This window comes from Streptomyces sp. PT12, from assembly GCF_003311645.1.
GTDB lineage: Bacteria > Actinomycetota > Actinomycetes > Streptomycetales > Streptomycetaceae > Streptomyces.
Genome location: NZ_QEST01000294.1, coordinates 1 through 22,754, shown reverse-complemented (window position 1 = coordinate 22,754; position 22,754 = coordinate 1). Strand labels below are relative to the sequence as shown.

Genomic DNA, 22,754 nt, shown 5'->3' with positions numbered 1-22,754 from the left:
GGAACAGCGCCACCTCCACCGCGAACAGCCCGGCCTGCGCGAACTCCGTCCGGTTGAGCACATCGGCGTCATCCCCGAACACCACCTCCCGCACCGGGAGTTCCATATGCGCGTCAAAGCGCTCACACACCGCGTCGAACGCCCCCGCGAACACCGGGAACGCCTCATACACCTCCCGGCCCATCCCGAGCCGCTGACTGCCCTGCCCCGAGAACAGAAACGCCAGCTTCTCGTCCCGCGCCGCCGTGCCGCGCACGACGCCGGGGGCCGGGTCGTCGTGGGCGAGGGCGGCGAGGCCGGTGCGCAGCGTCGCGCGGTCAGCGGCGAGGACGGCGGCGCGGCGGTCGAACGTGGTCCTGGCGGTGGCGGTGGTGAACGCGCAGTCAAGCGGCGTCAGGTGCGGGTGGGCGTCGAGGTGGGTGAGGAGGCGCGTGGCCTGCTCGCGCAGCGCGGCGTCGTCGCGCGCGGTGAGGGTCACCGGCAGCGCGGCGGGCGGGGTGCCAGGAGCGGTGGGCGGGTCGGAGTCGGGGGCCTGTTCGATGACGACGTGGCAGTTGGTGCCGCCGACGCCGAAGGAGCTGACGCCCGCGATCAGGGGGGCGTCGGGGCGGGGCCAGGGGCCGGTCTCGGTGACGACGCGCAGGTTGAGGGCGTCGAGGGGGACGCCGGGGCGGCGGTGGTTGAGGGTGGCGGGCAGGGTCCGGTGGTGGATGGCGAGAACGGCCTTCAGCAGCCCGGTGATTCCGGCCGCGCCCTCGGTGTGGCCGACGTTCGTCTTGGCGGAGCCGACGGCGAGGGGGCTGGTGCGGTGGGTGCCGAGGGCGGCGCCGAGCGCGGCGGCCTCGATGGGGTCGCCGGTCCTGGTGCCCGTGCCGTGGAGTTCGACGTACTGGACGTGTTCGGGGGTGGTGCCCGCGCGGGTGTGGGCGAGGCGGATGACGTCGGCCTGGGTGTCCTGGCGCGGGGTGGCGATGGTGTCGCCGCCGCCATCGTTGTTGACGGCCGAGCCGCGGATGACGCAGATGACGCGGTCGCCGTCGGCGCGGGCGTCGTCGAGGCGCTTGAGGACGACGACTCCGCCGCCCTCGCCGCGGACGTAGCCGTTGGCGCGCTCGTCGAACGTGTAGCACAGGCCGTCGGGTGAGAGGCCGCCGAAGCGGGCGGGGGCCGCGGTGCTGTGGGGGGCGATGACGAGGTTGACGCCGCCCGCGATGGCCAGCGTGGACTCGCCGTTGCGCAGGCTCTCGACGGCGGTGTGCACGGCGACCAGGGACGAGGACTGTCCCGTGTCAACGGTCATGCTGGGGCCGTTGAGTCCGAGGGTGTGCGAGACGCGGTTGGCGATGACGCCGCGCTGGAGCCCGGTGAGGCTGTGGGCGTTCAGGGCGTCGGTGCCGTGGCGGTGGACGAGGGTCGCGTAGTCGTCCCACATCGCGCCGACGAAGACGCCCGCGCGGCTGCCGTCGAGGGTGGCGGGGAGGATGCGGGCGTGTTCCAGGGCCTCCCAGACCAGCTCGAGCACGAGCCGCTGCTGCGGGTCGGTCATGGCGGCCTCGCGGGCGGTCATGCCGAAGAAGGCCGGGTCGAAGCGGTCCACATGGTCGAGGAAGCCGCCGCGGTCGGTGGGGGCCTTCGGGTCCCAGCGGTCGGCGGGGGCCGGGCCGATGGCGCTGACGCCGTCGCGGAGGAGGGCCCAGTAGGCGTCGATGTCGTGTGCTCCGGGAAGGCGGCAGGACATGCCCACGACCGCGATCGCGCACTCGGCCGCAGACCAGGACACGTCCGACGTGTTGTGCGCCAAGGGGACCTCCGCTGGAATGGTGTTCTCGCGACGCGGAACTCGTCGCAGCATGCGACCGCTTGGCACAGTACGAAGCGTGGCGGAGCGCCGGTAACCCCTAGCTGTCCCCCTACGGCCCCTAGCACGGCACCGCTGTCACCTGCGGATAAGGGGAGGATGCGGGTGGGAGAGGGCGGGCGGTGCGGTCGGCGGGAAGGGGGCCTTCGCCGATGTGATATCCCTTCCCCACGCCCCCGCAAACCCCCACGCGAGTCGACTCGACGCATCGCGAAGCACCCGGAGCTGAAGATGGCCCAATCCGTGACCCGTGACAGCCGAGCGGAGTCCAGCGGCGAGGCGGAGCTGGTTCTCCGCCCGCCGAGCCACCCCGTCGACCGCAGGTCGGTCGGCTGGTGGCTGACGCAGGCGCTGGTGACCGTTCTTCCTCCGGTGCTGATCCTGCTGCTGCTCGCGCTGCTGATCGAGCCCGCGCGTACATGGCTGCTGCTGCCCGCGGCGATCATCGGGGCGCCGGGGCTCGTGTACATCGTGGCGATGCCGCCGTGGCGTTACCGCGTGCACCGCTGGGAGACCACCGAGGACGCGGTGTTCACGCGGGCCGGGTGGGTGCGGCAGCAGTGGCGGGTGGCGCCGATGGCACGGATCCAGACCGTTGACACGATCCGCGGGCCCTTGCAGCAGCTGTTCGGTCTCTCCACGGTGGTGGTCACGACGGCGTCGGCGGCGGGGCCGCTGCGGATCGACGGGCTCGATCACGAGCGGGCGCGTGACCTGGTGGAGGAGCTGGCCGACAAGGCCCAGGTGGAGACCGGGGACGCGGCATGAGTGGCGCGCTCGACGCGAAGGAGGCGAGGGCCGCGGAGGTGGCCGCGCCCGCGCAGGCACAGTGGCGGCGGCTGGACGCCCGGATCATCTGGGTGGTGACGCTGTGGGGTTCGGGCCTCGCGCTGGTCACGCTGGCGATCATGTGGTGGCGGAACGCGCCCTGGTGGCTGGTGGCGCCGGTGCCCGTGCCGTTGGTGTGCGGGATCGGCTACGAGGCGCTGCGCTGGTTCAAGACGCGGTACCGGCTGACGTCGACCCATGTGGAGCTGAAGACCGGGCTGTTGACGCGCACGCACCGGTCGATCCCGAGGAACCGGGTGCGCAGCGTCGATGTGACGGCCAACCCCCTGCACCGGGCGCTGCGTCTGGCGCTGGTGCGGGTGGGCACGGGGCACCGGATCAGCTCGACCAAGGCGGCGGTGCTGTCGTTGAACGCGCTGTCGGCGGCGGACGCGGAGGAGTTGCGGGCCGGTCTTGTGCGGCGGGCGGGGTCGGGCGAGCAGCGGGCGATCGCGCGGCTCGACTGGCGGTGGCTTCGGTTCGGGCCGCTGTCGTTCGCGACGCCGCTGCTGGGGCTGAGCGCGGTGGGCGCGACGTACGAGACGCTGGACATCATGGGGTTCGACCCGGACAACGTGCTGATCCCCGACCTGATCGACTGGCTGAGCGAGGCGAATCTGCTGCCGGTGGTCGTGCTCGGGGTGCTCGGGCTGCTGCTCGCCGGGGCGATCGGGGCGCTGGGCTGGTATGTCGAGACATGGTGGGACTTCCGGCTGATCAGGGAGCCGCATGGCGCGCTGCGGGCCTCGCGCGGCCTGTTCGTGACGCGGTCGGCGACGCTTGAGGAGGAGCGTCTGCACGGCGTCGAGGTGGCGGAGCCGCTGATGCTGCGCCTGGGCGGCGGCGCGTACACCTATGCGGTGGCGACGGGCGCGGGCAGCACGGAGGACGAGGCGAGCACGTTCAACACGAGCGCGCTGCTGCCGCCCGCGCCGATCGAGGAGTCGCACCGGGTGGCCGCGGCCGTGCTGCGGGAGGAGCGGGATCCGACGGCGTCGGTGCGGCTCGTTCCGCACACGCGGCACGCGCTGGCGCGGCGGGTGCGGTGGGCGCTGTTCTGCGGGCTCGGGCTCGGCGGTGTGCTGGTGGGGCTCGGGGTGTGGCTGACGCCGGTGCTCGCGCACATCGGGTGGGTCTCGGCGGTGGTGGTGTGGGGGGCGGGTGTGCTGTTCGCGCGCGACGGCTACCGGAGCCTGGGCCATGGCATCACCGGGCGCTATCTGGTGACGCGGCATGGGAGCCTCAAGCGCCGCACGATCGCGCTGCGGCGGAGCGGGGTGATCGGCTGGACGGTCACCCAGTGGGCGTGGCACCGGCGTTCGACGCTGTGCCGGGTGACGGCGACGACGCCGGGGGGCCGGGGCGCGTACCACGTGAAGGACGTGCTGATGGGCGCGGGGCTCGGCTTCGCCGACGAGGCGGTACCCGGCGTGCTCACGCCGTTCCTGGTGCGGCGCGAGGGTACCCGGGGTGCGGATGACCAGGGGCTTTCCTAGGGGAGCTAGGGGTTGTGCGGGCACGCGTGACTCTGACAGGTTCGATGCGTACCGCTGTGACCGAAAGGACGTCCCGACCATGAGCGACACCGGCGACCGCTGGGTGCGGCGCTATCACCCGGCGCCGGACGCGCGGACCCGGCTGGTCTGCCTGCCGCACGCCGGCGGTTCCGCCAGCTACTTCTTCCCCGTCTCCAGGTCGCTCTCCCCGGCGATCGACGTGCTGGCCCTCCAGTACCCGGGGCGTCAGGAGCGGGCCAAGGAGCCGTGCCTCGACACCGTCGAGGAGCTGGCGGACCGAGTGGTGGAGGCGGTGACGCCGTTTGTGGACCGGCCGGTGGCGCTGTTCGGGCACAGCATGGGCGCGTCGATCGGGTTCGAGGTGGCGCGGCGGCTCGAGGCGGCGGGCACGACGCCGGTCGTGCTGTTCGCGTCGGGGCGGCGCGCGCCGTCGCGTTTCCGCACGGAGAAGGTGCATCAGCGGGACGACGACGGGATCGTCGCCGAGATGAAGAAGCTGAGCGGCACCGACGCGTCCCTGCTGGGGGACGAGGAGGTGCTGCGGATGATCCTTCCGGCGATCAGGAACGACTACAAGGCCGCGGAGACCTACCGGCCCGACCCGAGCCTGAAGCTGGCCACGCCGGTATACGCGCTGACCGGGGACTCGGATCCACAGTGCACGCTCGAGGAGGCCAAGGCGTGGGCCGAGCACACGACGGGGGCGTTCGACATCGAGGTGTTCCCTGGCGGGCACTTCTATCTCAACGCGTGTGTGCCGCAGATCCTCGGCCTCATCAAGGACTACCTGGCCAAGCGGGTCGCGGCCTGAACGATCGGGTGTGAACGTCGGCGGCCGGGTGCCAGGGGCACCCGGCCGCTTCGTGTGGGCGGAGGTCGTTCGGGTCCTTCGGGTGGCCCTTCCGGTGGGCTTTCGGGTGGGCTTTCGGGTGGGTCAGTAGACGCGCAGGCCCTTGCCCGCCTTGCGGCCGAGGTGGCCGAGGTCGACCAGCTGCTCCAGGAGCGTGGCGGGGGCGAGCCCCGGCTCGTCGAACTCCTCGTGCAGCCTGCGCTGGATGGCCAGCGACACGTCGAGTCCGATGGTGTCGAGGAGCGCGAACGGGCCCATGGGGTAGCCGAATCCGCGCTCGACGGCCGCGTCGACCTCGATGAGGCTGACATCGCTGTGCTCGAGGATCCGCATGGCGCTGTTGAGGTAGGGCAGCAGCAGGAAGTTGACGATGTATCCGGCGCGGTCCCCGCAGACCACGGGGGTCTTGCGCAGGCGCAGGCACAGGGCGTGCGCGGTGGCGAGGGTGTCGGCGCCCGTGGCGTCGGTGTGGCCGAGCTCGACGAGCTTCATGACGGGGGCCGGGTTGAAGAAGTGCAGGCCGACGACGCGGTCGGGGCGGCCCGTCGCGGCGGCGCACTCGGCGACGGAGAGGCTGGAGGTGATGGTGGCCAGGATGGCGTCGGGGCGCACAAGGGAGTCGAGACGCCCGAACAGCTCGCGCTTGAGCGCCATGTCCTCGGCGACGCCCTCGATGACCAGATCGCAGTCGGCGAGGTCGGTGAGCGAGCCGGTGGGCTCGATCAGCGCGATGGCGGCGTCCTGGGCCTCGGCGGTGAGCTTGCCGCGGCGCACGCCGCGGGCGAGGGAGGCGCGGACGCCGTCGACGGCGAGGGCGGCGCGCTCGGGGGTGCGGGCGGCGATGACGGTGGGTATGCCAGCGCGGGCGGTGAGCTCGGCGACGCCCTTGGCCATCAGCCCTGAGCCGACGATGCCGACGCGGGTGATCGCGCGGGCGGTGCCCTCGGGCAGCTCGGCGCCGGCGGCGGTGACGGGCTCGCCGCGCTCGTCGTAGTCGTAGAAGCCGTGGCCCGTCTTGCGGCCGAGCCTGCCGCGGGCCACCAGCTCGGTGAGGGCGGGGGCCGGGCGGAAGGAGTCGTCGCCGGTGCGCTCGGCGAGGCCGTCGAGGACGGCGGCGGCGCGGTCGAGGCTGATCAGGTCGAGCATGCGCAGCGGGCCCACCGGGAGGGCGCAGCCCAGGCGCATGGCCGTGTCGATCTGCTCGCGGGTGGCATAGCGGTGGCCGTAGAGGGCGGCGGCGCGGTTGAGGTAGCCGAAGATCAGCTCGTTGGCGACGTCGCGCGGCCCCGAGCCCACGGCGACGGGGGTGCGGTCGGCGCGGGAGAGCAGTGCCTTGACCTTGGCAACGGTGGTGTCCGCGGTGGCGGCGGTGCCGACGACGTCGACGGTCTCGCCGATGGGCGGCGGGGCGAAGCAGCGCAGGGCGACCGTGCGGGTGGGGCGGCCCGAGGCGATGGCCAGGTGCTGGAGCGGCAGCGACGTGGTACTCGTGGCGATGACGGTGTGCGGGGGGCACACGTCGTTGATGCGGCGCAGCACCGCGTTCTTGATGTCGAGCCGGTCGGGGACGGACTCGATGACGAGGTCGGCGCGCGCGAGGGCGTTGAGGTCGGAGGTGACGGTGACGGTGCGGGCGGCGTCGCCGAGGCGGGTGCCGACCCGGTCGAGCACGGCCTGGTCGGTGTCGACCCCGATGACGTCGATCCCGGCGTCGCCCAGGGTGCGCAGGACGTTCTCGCCCATGGCCCCGAGTCCGACGACGCCGACGACTCTGACGGCGGGCTCTTCGAGCACGGAGCCGGGGTGGTGGCCTCTCTCCGGCGTTGCGTTCATGGTGGTGTGTTTCTCCCCGTCGGGTTCTTCACGGTGACTGCTGTCGGCTCAGATGTTCTTGAACCGGTCGATGGCGCTCTCGTGTCTGGCCCGCAGCTCGGGGTCGCGCACGCCGAGGCCCTGTTCGGGGGCGAGGCCGAGGACGCCGACCTTGCCGCTGTGCCGGTTGCGGTGGACGTCGCGCGCCGCCTGCCCGGTCTGCTCCAGGGGGTAGACGGTGGAAAGACAGGGGTGGATCAGGCCCTTGCGGATGAGGCGGTTGGCCTCCCACGCCTCGCGGTAGTTGGCGAAGTGGCTGCCGATGATGCGCTTGAGGGACATCCACAGATAGCGGTTGTCGTAGACGTGCTCGTAGCCTGTGGTGGACGCGCAGGTGACGATGGTGCCGCCGCGGCGGGTGACATAGACGCTGGCGCCGAACGTCTCGCGGCCCGGGTGCTCGAGCACGATGTCGACGTCCTCGCCGCCGGTGAGCTCGCGGATGTGGGCGCCGAAGCGCTTCCACTCCTTGGGGTCCGGCGTGTCGGGGTCGCGCCAGAAGCGGTAGTCCTCCTCGGCCCTGTTGATGACCAACTCGGCGCCCAGGGCCCGGACCTGCTCGGCGCGGCGGGCGCTTGAGACGACGCACACGGGGGTGGCGCCGCCGTTGATGACCAGCTGGGTGGCGTAGGAGCCGAGGCCACCGGCCGCGCCCCACACCAGGACGTTGTCCCCCTGCTTCATCCCCGCGCCGTTCCTGGACACCAGCTGGCGGTAGGCGGTGGAGTTGACGAGCCCCGACGAGGCGGACTCCTCCCACGTCAGGTGCTCGGGCTTGGGCATGAGCTGATTGGCCTTCACGAGGGCCAGCTCGGCGAGGCCGCCGTAGTTGGTCTCGAAACCCCAGATGCGCTGGGCCGGGTCGAGCATCGTGTCGTCGTGGCCGTCGGGGGCCTCGAGCTCGACGGACAGGCAGTGGGCGACGACGCGGTCGCCGGGCTTCCACTGGTTGACGCCGGGTCCTGTGCGCAGGACGACGCCGGACATGTCGGAGCCGAGGACGTGCACCGGCTGGTCGTGGTGGCGCGCCAGCTCGCTGATGCGGCCGTAGCGCTTGAGGAAGACGAAGGTGGGCAGCGGCTCGAAGATGGCGCTCCACACCGTGTTGTAGTTCACGGCGCTGGCCATCACCGCGACCAGGGCCTCACCCATGCCAGGCTCGGGCGTGGCGACGTCCTGGATGTGGATGGACTTGTCGGGATCCTTGTCCGAAGTGGCCATTCCGTGGAACATCTCCACCTCTTCCTCCCGCACCACCGCGCCGCGGTAGGAGACGGGGATCGGAAGATGGGCGAAGTCCGCGGAAGTGGTCTCGTCCGAGAGGACCGCGCTCGTTATCTCGTTCAAGCCGGATTTCCCATTCATCATGTGGGCCTAGGCACCGGTCGATTCAGGCGATCCCGTGGAAGCCTATACCATCGCGATGACGCGAGCCGCACCCCTAGGCCCCCCTACGCCCAAGCTGTGCTTGGCAGATGGGCTGGTTAGGGGTTACCGCGGCGTCGCGCCCGCTCGTATCGTCCGAAGTCGAGCGGGTCTTCCCGGCCTTCTCCCGTCCTTCGTCTCGTTGGCCGCGGCATTCCGCGTGCGACCCCCACGTCTCACTCATAGCGGCACCGTCCAGGGAGATTCCGGACGAGGGTGCGCGCTTGGTGCCGACCGCTTCTCTCCCGGCCGTGCAGCCCGCCGAAATCGCCGATCAGTAAAGGAAATGGCGTGGGAACCAGAGAAACAGCGGTGCTGGCCGAGGGGCTCCAGAAAATCTACAAGGATACGAAGGCGTTGGACGGCTTCGATCTCGCCGTCCCCGAGGGCACCGTGTGCGGTCTTCTCGGGCCGAACGGCGCGGGCAAGACCACGGCGGTGCGCATTCTGACCACGCTGCTGCGCGCGGACGGCGGGCGGGCCACGGTGGCCGGGTACGAGGTGGGGCGGGAGCCGACGCAGGTGCGGGCGAGGATCGGGCTGACCGGTCAGTACTCGGCGGTGGACGACATCCTCACCGGGCGGGACAACCTGGTGATGTTCGGTCGGCTCTACCACCTGGGCAAGCGGAAGGCGCGGGAGCGCGCGGACGAGCTGCTCGACAGCTTCGCGCTGACCGAGGCGGCCGACCGTCAGGTCAAGACGTACTCGGGTGGCATGCGCCGCAGGCTCGACCTGGCGGCGAGCATCATCGTGGCGCCGCAGGTGCTGTTCCTCGACGAGCCCACCACGGGCCTCGACCCGCGCAACCGCAACAGAGTGTGGGACGACGTGCGGCAGCTGGTGGCCCGTGGCACCACGGTGCTGCTGACCACCCAATACCTCGACGAGGCCGACCAGTTGGCGTCGCAGATCGCCGTGATCGAGGCGGGCAGGGTCATCGCCAACGGCACGCCTGACCAGCTGAAGACGCTGATCGGCGGCGACCAGATCGGCGTGGTGGTGCAGGACGCGCGCGACATCCCGGACACGGTGCGGGTGCTGGCGAGCGTGACCGGCGCCGAGCCGAAGGTGGAGCCCGACCTGAACCGGGTCAGCGCGCCCGCGGTGGAGCGGGTGGCGATCCTCACGAGCGTGGTGCGGGCGCTGGACGAGGCGGGCATCGCGGTGGAGGACATCGCGCTGCGACGGCCCTCGCTCGACGAGGTGTTCCTGCGCCTGACCGGCAACGTGTCCCCGTCGGCCCAGGCCGCCGCCTCCGACGAGCTGGAGAAGGAGGCCGTGACGTCATGACGGCGCCCACCCCCGTGATCCCCCAGTCCTCCGCCGAACGCTTCCGCTGGGCGGTGTCGGACACCTGGACGATCACCCTGCGCTATCTGATGCACCTGTCGCGCTCGCCGGAGCGCGTGGTGGGCACGATGCTGTTCCCCGTGGTGTCGATCCTGCTGTTCGGCTTCGTGTTCGGCAGCGCCATCTCGGTGCCGGACGACGGGAGTTACCGCGAGTATCTGCTGCCGGGGATGTTCGCCCAGGCGATGGTGTTCGGCATCGCGGGGCAGGCGGTGGCGGTGGCCACGGACGTGGCGCGCGGCGTCAACGACCGGTTCCGCTCGATGCCGATGTCGGACTCGGCGGTGGTGGTCGGGCAGACGTGCGCCGAGGTGCTGAACGCCATGCTGGACATCACGCTGATGTTCCTGTGCGGCCTGGCGGTGGGCTGGCGCTTCCACGGCAGCTTCTCGGACACGGCGCTCGCCCTCGGCCTGCTGCTGCTGCTCCGGCTGGCCGCCACCTGGATCGGCCTGTATGTGGGGCTGATCCTGCGCGGCCCGGAGAGCGGCGGCGTGCTGATGCCGTTGATGTTCCCTGTCACCATGATCGCCAACACGTTCGTCCCGACCGAGGCCATGCCCAACTGGCTTGGCACGGTGGCCGAGTGGAACCCCCTGTCGGCGACGACGGCGGCGGCGCGTGAGCTGTTCGGCAATCCGGGGGCCGCGTCGACCGATGTGGCGTGGCCGCTCCAGAACGCGGTGATGATGGCCGCGGTGTGGCCGCTGGTCATAATGGCGATCTTCATGCCGCTCGCGGTGCGCCGCTACCGGCGGCTCTCGCGCTGAGGCCGTTCGCGACCGCAACTTCTGGTCTCGGCTTCTGACCGCGCCTGCTGACCGCATCGGCCGGATCGCCCGCTCGGGGGCGTTCCGGCCGATGCCGTGCGGGGCGCCGTCAGACGGTGACGGCCCCGCGGTCGGCGTACTCGGCGATCAGGTCGGCGGCCCGTGCCGCGCCGCCCGCCTCGCGCAGCGCCTGTCCCACGCCCCTGGCGCGCTCGGTGAAGCCGGGCTCGTCGAGGACGCGCGCCAGGCGGTCGCCGATGGCGGCCGCGTCGGCGAGCCCGGCGTCGGGGACGGCCAGCCCCGCGCCGCTGTCGGCGACCCTGACGGCCAGGTCGTGGCAGTCGAGCCACAGCGGCACCACCACCATGGGCTTGCCGAAGCTCAGGCCCTCGCTGACGCTGTTGCCGCCCCCATGGCAGACGAACGCGCGCACATGCGGGTGCGCGAGCACGTCGAACTGCGAGGGCACCCAGGACTCGACCCGCAGGTTGTCGGGCAACAGGCGGGCGGGCGGCAGGAGTTCGCGCTGGGCCTCGCTGAGCTTCCACAGCACGGCGCGGTCGGGCCCGAGGCGGCGCGCCACCTCGACGAGGGCGGCGATCTGCGCGGCGGAGGGGCGGGCGATGGTGCCGAAGTTCATGAAGACGACCGACTCGCGCGCATCCAGCCAGCGGCGCAGGTCGTCATCGCCCGGCGCCTCGGGCAGCGGCGGCACGACGGCGCCGAGCATGCGCACCGTGTCGGGGACGGGGAAGGGGTACTCGAGGCCGAAGACCGAGTACGCGAAGATCGCGGTGGCGGCGTCGATCCTGGCGCCGACGTCGCCGGTGGGGTTGACGATGCCGAGCTTCTTGCGGCTCTCGACGAACGCCATGGCCTGCTTGGCGACGCCCCGCTGGAACGGCAGCGTCAGGAACCGCGCGCGGAAGAGCCGGTTGCGGATCCGCTGACCGCGCGTCATGTCCCGCGGCAGCCCCGAGAACGGCGTCGGGTAGCTCTTGGGGAGCCGGGGCAGGAAGAGTCCGCTGAGCGGGTAGGGCACGCTGAGCACGAACGGTATGCCGCGCGTCATGGCGACCTCGACGCCGTAGACGGTGGCCGCGTCCACGACCATGAGCGACGGCCTGATCCGCGCCACCTCGGCGTCAAGGGCCCGGTACTTCTCGGTGAACGACTCGACGTCGAGCGTCTGGCGGATGAACGCCACATAGCCGCGCCAGCGCGAGGGCGAGGTGGTCGCCGCGTAGGCCGCGTCGTCCCACAGGCTCGGGGTCACGCGGCGGATGGGCGCGCCGAGGTCGACGAAGCGGATCGGCGACTCGCCCTCGCGCGCCTCCACGTCGGGCCGCACGGTCGCGTCCGACGCGAACCACAGGTCCGAACGGCCGCGTGCGGCCAGCTCCCTCGCAATGGTCAACAGGGGGTTCAGCTGACCGCGTGAGGAGATGCTGCAAAACAGGACGGCGCCAGGAATGTGGTCACTCATGCGAATACCGTCCGGGGGGTTCACGCCCGCGGCAACCCCTACGGGTGGCGCGGTTGCCCCTACGCAGCGGGGCGGTGCCACCTGCGTGCGGCGGTAGGGGGTTGGAACGGGCCCCGTGCCGCCCTAGGCTCGGCGGCGATCCGCCGGACGAGCCCGCACCGGTCTCCATCGCTCCGGGGCCCCGTTGCGCGTGGCACCGACCCCAGGCGGCCGCTGACGCCAGCCCACGAAGGAGACTCGATGCGAGTCCTGTTCGCCACCGTGTCGGAAGACGCGCACTTCTTCAACCTCGTGCCAATGGCCTGGGCGGCGCGTGCCGCCGGGCACGACGTGATCGTGGCCAGCCACCCCGCCGGGGCCGAGAGCATCGTCCGCGCGGGGCTGCCCGCGGTCGCGGTCGGCAGCGACCACAACCTGTACGAGATCCTGGCCCAGTACGCCGGCTCGGCGGAGGAGCAGGAGGGCAAGGCGGTCGACCCGTACACGCTGCCCGACGAGTACAGGACATGGGAGTTCTTCCAGGGCTACTACGGGGCGATGGTGCACATCGCCTACGGCCTGCTCAACGACCCGCTGGTGGACGGCCTCGTGGAGTTCGCCAAGGAGTGGCGGCCCGACCTGGTGATCTGGGACCACACCACCTATGCGGGCCCGGTGGCGGCCAAGGTGGTGGGCGCGGCCCATGGGCGGCTGCTGTGGGGCCCCGACGTGTGGGCGCCGATGCGCGACCGGTTCCTGAGGCTCAAGGCGGAGCAGCCCGAGGGCGCGGACTTCGACCCGATGAGGGCGTGGCTCGAGCCGATCCTCAAGCGCCATGGCGCGGAGTTCGGCGAGGAGCTGATCTCGGGCCAGTTCACGCTGCACCACCAGCCGCCGAGCCTGCGCGCGGGCGACTCCACGACGGTGGACTACGGTGTTCAGTTCGTGCCCTACAACGGCCGTGCGGAGCTGCCGCGTTGGCTGCGCGAGGAGAAGCCGACCCGGCCCCGGGTGTGTCTGACGCTCGGCCGCTCCCTCGACCGGGCGGGCAACGACGGCGGCCTCGTGGAGAAGCTGATCGCGGCCGTGGACGGGCTGGACATCGAGGTCATCGCGACGCTGGGCCGCGAGCAGCGCGAGTCGCTGGCCAGCGTGCCGGAGAATGTGCGCCTCGTGGACTACACGGCGCTGCACCAGCTGCTTCCGACGTGTGCGGCGATCATCAGCCACGGCGGTGGAACGACCCTGGTGACGGCGATGCGCTACGGCGTGCCGCAGCTGATCGTTCCCCAGGTCGGTATGGGCGAGTGCCTGTACGCGGCGCAGAAGCTGGAGTCGGCGGGCGCGGCGCTGCACGAGGCGGCGCACGCCGCGACGGGCGAGAGCCTGCGCGAGAAGGTGTCGCGCCTGGTGGGCGAGCCGTCGTTCCGGGAGGCCGCCGAGCGGCTGAGGGACGAGATCGTGGCCACGCCGTCCCCTGCCGAGGTCGTGCCGGTGCTGGAGAAGCTGGCCGCCGAGTACCGCGCCGTCTGAGTACCGCGCCGTCCGACGCGACCTCCCCCTGGTCGCCCCGGCGGCGTGACGGCCGACGCCCCCGCTTGAAGCGGGGGCGTCGGCCCTTTGTTGTGCGCGGTTGTCGTGCGCGGGGTGTCAGGTGGTGGGCAGCTTGGTCAGCCAGGCGTTGATGGCCTCGGCCGTGGTGGGGGCGTGCTCCTCCAGCATGGTGAAGTGGTTCCCCGGGACGTCGACGGCCTCGTGCGGCTGGCTCCACCACGCCTGCCACTCCTGCGCGGCGGGAGCGGGCGCCGTGCCGTCGGACATGTACTCGGTGGCGCGGATCAGCAGGATCGGGGTGTCGATCTGGGCGGGGGTCCAGAAGCCGCCGAAGAGGCGCAGGTACCAGCCCATCGAGGTCAGCCCGAGGCCGTCCATGTGGCCGAAGCTCTCCTCGCGGTCGTTGCCCTCCTTGATCATGCCGGGCCTGACCGTGTCGGTGACGTCGGACACCGTGGGCGGGTAGGTGTCGAGCATGATCACGCCGGCGGGCCTGACCCCGGCGCGTTCCAGGTGGGCGGCCGTGAGATGGGCGAGCCAGCCGCCCGCCGACGCGCCCACGAGGACGAACGAGCCGCTGTCCGGGTAGTCGGCCATGACCGCCTCGGCCTGGACGCGGGCGAGCGCGTCGAGGTCGTCGGCCAGCGGCTCGCCCTCGGCGTAGCCGGGCGCGGTGAGCATCGACACGTCCCGCTCCGCCACGTCGCGCAGGGCGGCGGAGAGCCGGAAGTACTGGTGGGGCCCGGCCAGGGCGCTGATGGAGGTCAGGCACACGAGGGCCGGTCCTTCGAGGCCGCGGGCGAACGGGGTCAGGGCGAGCGGCTTCGGCAGCTCGTCGGGGGTGGTGAACGTCGGCCTGACGCGGGAGGCGGCCATCAGCAGGTCGGCGGCCTCGTCGAACTTGCCCGTGGCGTTGGCCCTGCGGTACATGGCGGCGAGCGAGTCGAGCGACGTGTCGGCGGCGGGCGGGATCTCGGCCACGGCGCGCAGGAGCGTCTGGGCCTCCTCGAACTTGCCGAGTTCGCACCCGCGCCGGTACATCGCGGCGATGGAGTCCGACGGGTCGTCGCGCACGGCCCGCGGCTCGTCGGCGGCGCCCGCGCCGCCGAGCTCGTCCGAGAGGTAGCGCACCAGGGCGGTGGGGGTGGCGTGTTCGAAGATGAGCTTGGTGGGGAGCCGCAGCCCGGTCGCGGTGGCGAGCCTGTTGCGGAACTCGACGGCGGCGAGCGAGTCGACGCCGTGTTCGAGGAAGCCGCGGTCGCGGTCGATCGCGTCGCCGCCGCGGTGGCCCAGGACGGCCGCGAGGAGCGAGCGCACCAGGGTCATCAGCGTTTCGTTCCGCTCGGCGGCGCCGAGTCCGGCGAGCCTGTCGGCCAGCCCTGTGACCGGCTCGGCGGCGGCGCGGCGGGCGGGCACCTTGACCAGGCCGCGCAGCAGCGGCTGGATGAACCCGGTCGCGGCCTGGGCGCGCAGCGCGGGCAGTTCGAGGCGGAGCGGCACCAGCACGGGGGCGTCGCAGCGGCGTGCGGTGGCGAAGAGGGCCAGGCCCTCGTCGGTCGCCAGGGGCGCGATGCCGGAGCGGTTGATGCGGCCGAGGTCGGCGTCGTCGACCCGCTCGGCCATCTCGCCGCGCTCGTCCCACAGGCCCCAGGCGAGGGAGGTGGCGGGCAGCCCTTGGGCGCGGCGGTGGTGGGCGAGGGCGTCGAGGAAGGCGTTGGCGGCGGCGTAGTTGCCCTGGCCGGGGCCGCCGAGCGTTCCCGCGGCCGAGGAGAACAGGACGAACGCCGTCAGGTCGCGCTCGCGCGTCAGCTCGTGGAGGTTCCAGGCGGCGTCGACCTTGGGCCGCAGCACGCGGTCGACCTTCTCGGGGGTGAGCGAGCCGATCACGCCGTCGTCGAGGACGCCCGCGATGTGCACGACGGCGGTCAGGTCGGGGATGGCGCCGATCAGCACGGAGGCGGCGTCGCGGTCGGCGACGTCGCAGGCGACGGCCGAGGCGTGGGCGCCTAGGTCGTTGAGCGTGGCGATGAGTTCGGCGGCGCCGTCGGTGGCGGGGCCGCGCCTGCTCGCGAGGACGAGCCGCCTGGCGCCGTGCTCGGTGACCAGGCGGCGGGTGACGAGGGAGCCGAGCGCGCCGAGCGCGCCGGTGACCAGCACGGTGCCGTCGAACGCGGGGGACGCGTCGGTGTCGGGGGTGACCCGGGCCAGGCGAGGGGCCAGGGCGGCGTCGCCGCGCACGGCGACCTGTGGCTCGCCCGAGGCGAGCGCGGCGGCGACGGCGCGCGGGGTGGCGTCGGCGTCGATGTCGAGCAGCGCAAACCGCTCGGGGTCCTCCGACTGCGCGGAGCGCAGCAGGCCCCACACGGGCGCGGCGGCCAGGTCCACGGGGTCGTCCGCCGTGGCGGCGACGGCGCCCGTGGTGAGCACCGCGAGGCGGGAGGCGGCGAACCGCTCGTCGGCGAGCCACCGTTGGGCCTGGGCCAGGGCGCGGCCCAGGGTCTCGCGCACCGCGTGGGGCGGCTCGCCCGTGGCCGCGGGGCACGCGAGGACGACGGTCCGCGGCGGGTCGGCGGAATCGGCGAGGTCGGTGAGTTCGGCGAGGGCTTCCAGGTCGGGAACGGTCCTCAGCCCGAGGTGCCGCAGCGCGGAGGGCGGCTCGCCCTGGCACACCAGCGCGGTGCCGGAGGCGTCGCCATCGGCGGCGACGGGCCGCCAGTCGATGGAGAACAGTGACTCCTCGCGGCGCGCCTGCCGCGCGGCGACGGGGGCGGCGAGCGTGACGGACTCGGCCTCGGCGACGGGCTGCCCCGTGGGGTCGGCCATGGTGACGCGGACGGTGTTCTCGCCGGTCGGCGTGATCCGCACGCGCAGCCGCGAGGCGCCGACGGAGCGGATCCGCACGCCGCGCCAGGCGGCGGGCAGCCGGGCCGTGCCCGCGCCGGTGAGGGCGGCGGGGTGCAGGGCGGCGGGGTGCAGGGCCGCGTCGAGCAGCGCCGGGTGCAGGTCGAACGGCTCGGCGTCGGCCGCGGTCTCGAGGGCGACATCGGCCAGCACGTCGTCGCCGTCGCGCCAGGCGGCGCGCAGGCCCTGGAACGCCGGGCCGAGCGCGACGCCTTCGGCGAGCAGCCGCTCGTAGTGCCCGTCGAGCGGCAGCTCGACGGCGCCTGGCGGGGGCCAGTCGGCGATGGGCTCGGGCGCGGGCCCGCGGGAGGCGCCGAGCGCGCCGGTGAGGTGCCGGGTCCACGGCAGGTCGTCGCCGTCGGGCCGCGAGTGCAGGGCGAGCGCCCTCCGGCCGTTCCCCTCGGGGGCGGAAAGGGTCAACTGGATGGAGACACCGCCCTGTTCGGGCAGGACGAGCGGGGCGTCGACGGCCAGTTCCTCGATGGTGTCGCAGCCCTGGCTGCGGCCCGCGTACGAGGCGATCTCGACGAGTGCCGCGCTGGGCAGTGACGTCTGGTCGAGCACCGCGTGGTCGCCGAGCCAGGGGTGGCTTTCGAGCGACAACCGCCCGGTGAACAGCACCCCTTCGCTGTCCGCCAGGGCCACCGCCGCGCCCAGCAGCGGGTGTTCGGCGGCGCCGAGCCCGACGGCGGTGACATCGCCCGACCAGCCGGTCGGCGCCTGCGGCCAGTACGTCTGGCGCTGGAACGGGTAGGTGGGCAGGTCGATGTGGCGGCCGTTCCTGATGTCCCAGGTGACGGGGATGCCATGGGCGAACGCCTCGCCGAGGGACAGGACGAGGCGTTCCTCGCCGCCCTCGTCGCGGCGCAGGGTGGCCACGGTGGCGACGTCGGTGTCATCGGCGGTCTCGCGCAGGGCCACGCCGAGCACGGGGTGGGCGGAGATCTCGATGAACGCGCCGAAGCCGTCGGCCAGCAGGGCGCGGGTGGCGGCCTCGAACTCCACCGGCTCCCGCATGTTGCGGTACCAGTACCCGGCGTCCAGCGCGGCGGTGTCCAGCAGGCCACCGGTGACGGTCGAGTAGAACGGGACGCTGCCCGAACGCGGGGCCAGGGGCGCGAAGTCGGCCAGCAGGCGCTCCCGCAGTGGCTCCACCTGCGCGGAGTGCCCCGCGGTGTCGATGCCCTTGACCCTGCGGGCCCGCACCCCCTCGGCGGACATGATCGCGACCAGCTCGTCGAGCGCCGCCGGATCACCCGAGACCGCGCACGCTTCGGGGCTGTTCACGGCGGCGACGGACAGGGCGTCGCCCCAGCGGGCCAGGCGTTCGCGCACGATGTCCGCTGGCAGGCCGAGTGACGCCATGCCGCCCCGGCCGACCAGGCCGATCCACGCCTGGGAGCGCAACGCGACCACCCGCGCCCCGTCGTCGAGGGACAGGCCACCGGCCACCACGGCCGCGGCGATCTCGCCCTGGGAGTGGCCGACGACCGCGGCGGGCTCCACACCGTGGGAGCGCCAGACGGCGGCCAGGGACACCATCACGGCCCACAGCACCGGCTGCACGACATCCACGCGGGCCAGCAACTCAGGGTCGACCAACGCCTGGTCGAGGTCCCACTCGACGAACGGCGCGAGCGCGGCCCGGCACGCCTCCATCGACTCGCGGAACGCCGGCGCGGCATCGAGGAGTTGGGAGGCCATTCCGGCCCACTGCGTTCCCTGACCTGGGAACACGAACACCGGGCGCGGTCCGCTGGAAAGGGCGCGGCCCGTGGCGACGCCGGGGGCCGGTTCACCGCGCGACAGGGCGTCGAGGCCCTCGGCGCCCGAGACGACCACGGCGCGGTACTCCCAGGTCGGACGCGACAGCAGCGTCGCCGCCACGTCGCGCGGGTCGTGCGCGTCGACGACCTCGGCCAGTCGCCCGGCCATGTCCCGCACGGCCGCCTCGGAGCGCCCCGAGATCACCAACGGCACGGGGTGCTCGGGGCGTTCGGACGGGCGGGGCCGGGCGGGCCGCCGTGGGGGCTCCTCGATGACGGCGTGGGCGTTGGTGCCGCTGACGCCGAAGGAGGAGACGGCGGCGCGGCGCGGGCGGCCCTCGGTGGGCCAGGGGCGGGCCTCGGTGAGCAGCTTGACCGCTCCGGCCGTCCAGTCCACCTGGTCGGACGGCTCGGCCACGTGCAGGGTGCGGGGCAGCGTCTCGTGCCGCATGGCCATGACCATCTTGATGATGCCCGCGGCGCCCGCGGCTGCCTGGGTGTGGCCGATGTTGGACTTCACCGAGCCAAGCCACAGCGGGTTCTCGGCGTCCCGGCCCTGGCCATAGGTGGCGAGCAGCGCCTGGGCCTCGATGGGGTCGCCGAGGCGCGTCCCCGTGCCATGGGCCTCGACGGCGTCCACGTCGGCCGTCGTGAGGCCCGCGTCGGCGAGGGCGGCGCGGATGACGCGCTGCTGGGACGGCCCGTTGGGGGCGGTGATGCCGTTGCTCGCGCCGTCCTGGTTGACGGCGGTGCCGCGGACGACGGCGAGGACGGGGTGGCCGTTGCGGCGGGCGTCGGAGAGGCGTTCGACGAGCAGCATGCCGACGCCCTCGGAGAAGCCGACGCCGTCGGCCGTCGAGGAGAACGCCTTGGAGCGCCCGTCGGGCGACAGGGCCCGCTGGAGGCTCAGCTCGATGAGCACGCCGGGGTCGGCCATCACGGAGACGCCGCCCGCGAGGGCGAGGTCGCACTCGCCGCTGCGCAGCGCCTGCGCGGCGAGGTGGAGGGTGACCAGGGAGGAGGAGCAGGCGGTGTCGACGGTGACGGCGGGGCCTTCGAGGCCGAACGTGTAGGAGACACGGCCCGAGGCGATGCTGCCGGAGGTGCCGGTGCCGACGTGGCCGTCGTTCCCGTCGGGCGTCTGCTGGAGCACGTGGGCGTAGTCGTGGTACATCAGCCCCGCGAACACGCCGGTGCGGCTGCCGCGCAGGGTCGCGGGGTCGATGCCCGCGCGCTCGAACGTCTCCCATGACGTCTCGAGGAGCAGCCGGTGCTGCGGGTCCATGGAGAGCGCTTCACGGGGGCTGATGCCGAAGAACACCGGGTCGAACTCGGCGACGTCGTGCAGGAATCCGCCCTCGCGGGTGTAGCTGGTGCCGGGACGCTGCGGGTCGGGGTCGTAGAGCCTGCCGAGGTCCCAGCCGCGGTTCTCGGGGAACGGGGTGATGCCGTCGCGGCCCTCGTCGATCAGCCGCCAGAAGTCCTCGGGCGAGGCGACGCCGCCGGGGAAGCGGCAGGCCATGGCGACGATGGCGATGGGCTCTTCGGTGGCCGCGCCGGTCTTCCGCGCGGCGGCGGTCGGCGTGGCGGGGGCGGCGCCGACGAGCTCTTGGCGGAGGTGGCGGGCGAGGGCGTCGGACGACGGGTAGTCGAAGACGAGGGTCGCGGGGAGCCGCAGCCCGGTGGCGGTGCCGAGGCGGTTGCGCAGCTCGACGGCGGTGAGCGAGTCGAAGCCCAGGTCGGAGAACGCGCGCCCCGGCTCGACCGCGTGGTGCCCGCTGTGGCCCAGTACGGCGGCGACCGTGGTCCTGACCAGGTCGAGGAGCAGCGCGGCGCGTTCGTCCTCGGGCAGGGCGGCCAGCCGCCCCGCGAGGTCGGCGGCGGTGACGGAGCCGGTGTCGGCGGTCCTGCGGGCGGGGGTGCGCACCAGCCCGCGCAGCACGGGCGGGATGAGCCCCGAGGCGGCCTGGCCGCTCAGCGCGGGCAGGTCGAGGGCCATGGGGACCAGCAGGTCCCGGCCCGTGGCCAGGGCGTCGTCGAACAGGGTGAGCCCGGCATCGGCGGTGAGCGGGATGACGCCGGAACGGCTCATGCGCCGCGCGTCGGCGTCGGCCAGCTCCCCCGCCATGCCGCCGGTCTGCTCCCACATGCCCCAGGCGAGGGAGGTGGCGGGCAGCCCGTCGGCGTGGCGGTGGGCGGCGAGGGCGTCGAGGAACGCGTTGGCCGCGGCGTAGTTGCCCTGGCCCGGGCTGCCCATGATGCCCGCGGCCGACGAGTAGAGGACGAACGCCCGCAGGTCGCGGTCGCGGGTCAGCTCGTGGAGGTTCCAGGCGGCGTCGACCTTGGCGCGCAGGACCGTGGCGAGGCGTTCGGGAGTGAGGGAGGTGATGATGCCGTCGTCGAGGACGCCCGCGGTGTGGATGACGGCGGTGAGGTCGGGGAGGGTGGCGATCAGCGCGGCGAGGGCGTCGCGGTCGGCGGCGTCGCAGGCGACCAGCCGGGCCTCGGCCCCCGACTCCCGCAGCTCGGCGAGGAGTTCGTCCGCTCCATGGGCGGCGGGGCCTCGCCTGCTGACCAGCACGAGGTCCCTGACGCCGTGCGCGGTGACCAGGTGGCGGGCGAGCAGCGCGCCGAGCGAGCCGGTCGCGCCGGTGACCAGGACGGTGCCATCGGGGCCGAACGCCTCGCGCCCGAACGCCTCGCGCACGGACGTCTTGGGCTCGCCGTCGGCGAGGGGTGCCCTGGCGAGCCGGGGAACGGTGATCTCGCCGTCGCGCACGCGGAGTTGGGGCTCTCCTACGGCGAGGAGCGCGGAGTGGTCGGGTCCGGTGCCGTCGGTGTCGACGAGGACGAAGCGGCCGGGGTTCTCGGTCTGGGCGCTGCGGACGAGCCCCGCCACCACGGAGTGCGCGAGGCCGGGGCCCGTCGCGATGGCCAGGCGTGAGGAGGCGAATCGCTCGTCGGCCAGCCATGCGCGCATGAGGTCGAGGGTGGCGGCCGCGGCGCGGTGCGCGTCGGCGACGACGGATCCCGATCCCGCGGCCGAGGCGGCGGGCGGGACGACGGCGAGGACGGCCTCGGGCGAGCCGTGGACGTCGGACAGGGCGAAGTCCTCGGCCACGACGGGCTCGACGGGGGTGCCGCCAGCGGGGGCGGGGACCCAGTCGACCGTGAACAGCGCGTCGTTGCGGGCCGGGGCGGCGCGCAGCGCGTCGGGGGCGAGGGAGCGCAGGATCAGCGACTCGACGGTGACGACGGGGAGTCCCGCGGGGTCCTCGGCGTGGACGGTGACGCCCTGGGCTCCGCGCGGGGAGAAGCGGACGCGAAGGGTCCTGGCGCCGGTGGCGTGCAGGCGCACGCCCGTCCAGGCGAACGGGAGGCGGCCCTCGCCGACGCCCGTCGCGTCGCCGCTTCCACCGAGCGCGTCGAGGCCGAGGGCGTGCAGGGCGGAGTCGAACAGGGCGGGGTGCAGCCCGAAGTGCCGGGCGTCGTCGGTGGGCAGGGTGGCCTCGGCGTAGATCTCGGCGCCCTCGGGGGTCTCCTTGCGCCAGGCGGCGTGGAGTCCTTGGAACGTGGGGCCGTAGTCGAAGCCGTAGGCGCTGAGTTGGTCGAAGAGGCCGTCGACGGTCAGGGCGGTGGCGTCGGCGGGCGGCCACTCCCCGATGGCCGGGACGTCGGGCGTTCCGGCGCTGTCGAGGTAGCCGGTGGCGTGCCGGGTCCACGGGATGTCGAGCGGCGCGTCGTCGGGCCTCGAGTGGACGGCGACGGTGCGGCGGCCTTCGATGTCGGGGTCGCCCACGGTGACTTGGAGGATGACGCCGCCGCGCTCGGGGATGACGAGGGGCGCTTCGAGGGTGAGTTCGTCGAGGCGGTCGCACCCGACGTGATCGCCCGCGTGAACGGCCAGCTCGACAAAGGCCGTTCCGGGGAGGAGCGCGGATCCGGCGACGGCGTGGTCGGCGAGCCAGGGGTGGCTGCGCTGGGAGAGGCGCCCGGTGAGCAGCAGGCCGCGCCCGTCGGCGAGGGCGACGGAGGCGCCGAGCAGCGGATGGTAGGCGGGGCCGACGCCCGCGGCGGTGACATCGCCTGGTCCGCCGGACTCGACCCAGTAGCGCTGGCGTTGGAAGGCATAGGTGGGCAGGGCGACGCGGCGGGCGCCGGTGCCGTCGAACAGAGCCTCCCAGTCCGGCTCGAACCCCGCGGCGTGGACGCGGCCCAGGGCCTCGATGACGGCCCTGGTCTCGGGGCGGTCCTTGCGGAGGGCGGGGATGCCGTCGGTCAGGGCGGAGAGCACGCCGTCGGGGCCGATCTCAAGGAACGTGTCCACGCCATCGGCGCGCAGCTGCTCGGTGGCGTCATGGAAGCGGACCGCCTCGCGGACATGCCGCACCCAGTACTCGGCGTCAACGCTCTCCGGCTGCCCCGCGATGGGCAGGCGCGCCGGGTGATAGGTCAACGTCTCGGCGACCGCACGGAACGCCTCCAGCATCGGGTCCATCAGATGCGAGTGGAACGCATGGCTCACCGCGAGCCGCTTGTACTTCCACCGCCCGGCCAGCGCCACCACGGCCTGCTCGTCACCGGAAAGCACCACA

At 73.2% G+C, this 22,754-nt stretch carries 11 protein-coding genes; 6 read left to right on the top strand and 5 right to left on the bottom strand.

Going from position 1 to position 22,754, the window contains the following annotated elements; translation table 11 throughout:
• Positions 1-1,780: type I polyketide synthase (locus DEH69_RS30870; RefSeq protein WP_220131368.1), on the bottom strand; the 1,780-nt coding region annotated here is incomplete at its 3' end.
• Positions 1,781-2,089: 309 nt separating this feature from the next.
• Here DEH69_RS30870 and DEH69_RS30865 point away from each other — a divergent pair.
• The 3 genes from DEH69_RS30865 (at position 2,090) to DEH69_RS30855 (ending at position 5,014) form a co-directional block, all read left to right on the top strand.
• Positions 2,090-2,626, top strand: a complete 537-nt coding sequence (locus DEH69_RS30865) for a PH domain-containing protein (RefSeq protein ID WP_113690310.1) — start codon at positions 2,090-2,092, stop codon at positions 2,624-2,626.
• Positions 2,623-4,182, top strand: a complete 1,560-nt coding sequence (locus tag DEH69_RS30860; protein WP_113690309.1) for a PH domain-containing protein — start codon at positions 2,623-2,625, stop codon at positions 4,180-4,182. The genes DEH69_RS30865 and DEH69_RS30860 overlap by 4 nt, the downstream gene beginning before the upstream one ends.
• A gap of 79 nt (positions 4,183-4,261) precedes the next feature.
• Positions 4,262-5,014: a thioesterase II family protein gene (locus DEH69_RS30855; protein WP_113690308.1), complete on the top strand. Its 753-nt coding sequence runs from the start codon at positions 4,262-4,264 to the stop codon at positions 5,012-5,014.
• Positions 5,015-5,137: 123 nt separating this feature from the next.
• Here DEH69_RS30855 and DEH69_RS30850 read toward each other — a convergent pair whose 3' ends face one another.
• Positions 5,138-6,886 carry a 3-hydroxyacyl-CoA dehydrogenase family protein gene (locus tag DEH69_RS30850; RefSeq protein ID WP_113690307.1) on the bottom strand — a complete coding sequence of 583 codons (1,749 nt, stop codon included), beginning with the start codon at positions 6,884-6,886 and terminating at the stop codon, positions 5,138-5,140.
• 48 nt (positions 6,887-6,934) lie between these two features.
• The gene (ccrA, locus tag DEH69_RS30845) at positions 6,935-8,272 is read right to left on the bottom strand and encodes a crotonyl-CoA carboxylase/reductase (protein ID WP_113690306.1); all 1,338 of its coding nucleotides are present in this window, start codon (positions 8,270-8,272) and stop codon (positions 6,935-6,937) included.
• Positions 8,273-8,641: 369 nt separating this feature from the next.
• Here ccrA and DEH69_RS30840 point away from each other — a divergent pair, with 369 nt between their 5' ends.
• Positions 8,642-9,643, top strand: coding sequence for an ATP-binding cassette domain-containing protein (locus DEH69_RS30840; RefSeq protein WP_113690305.1), 1,002 nt, complete (start codon positions 8,642-8,644; stop codon positions 9,641-9,643).
• The gene (locus DEH69_RS30835; protein WP_113690304.1) at positions 9,640-10,473 is read left to right on the top strand and encodes an ABC transporter permease; all 834 of its coding nucleotides are present in this window, start codon (positions 9,640-9,642) and stop codon (positions 10,471-10,473) included. The genes DEH69_RS30840 and DEH69_RS30835 overlap by 4 nt, the downstream gene beginning before the upstream one ends.
• 109 nt (positions 10,474-10,582) lie before the next feature.
• Here DEH69_RS30835 and DEH69_RS30830 read toward each other — a convergent pair whose 3' ends face one another.
• The gene (locus DEH69_RS30830) at positions 10,583-11,959 is read right to left on the bottom strand and encodes a glycosyltransferase (RefSeq protein ID WP_113690303.1); all 1,377 of its coding nucleotides are present in this window, start codon (positions 11,957-11,959) and stop codon (positions 10,583-10,585) included.
• Between the two features lie 240 nt (positions 11,960-12,199).
• Here DEH69_RS30830 and DEH69_RS30825 point away from each other — a divergent pair, with 240 nt between their 5' ends.
• A complete protein-coding gene (locus DEH69_RS30825) occupies positions 12,200-13,471 on the top strand; it encodes an activator-dependent family glycosyltransferase (RefSeq protein ID WP_113690302.1) in 1,272 nt (423 codons plus the stop codon).
• A gap of 117 nt (positions 13,472-13,588) precedes the next feature.
• On the opposite strand, the gene DEH69_RS30820 is transcribed toward DEH69_RS30825, so the two are convergent.
• On the bottom strand, positions 13,589-22,726 hold the full coding sequence (locus tag DEH69_RS30820) for a type I polyketide synthase (RefSeq protein WP_220131367.1): 9,138 nt from the start codon (positions 22,724-22,726) through the stop codon (positions 13,589-13,591).
• Positions 22,727-22,754 lie beyond the last annotated feature (28 nt).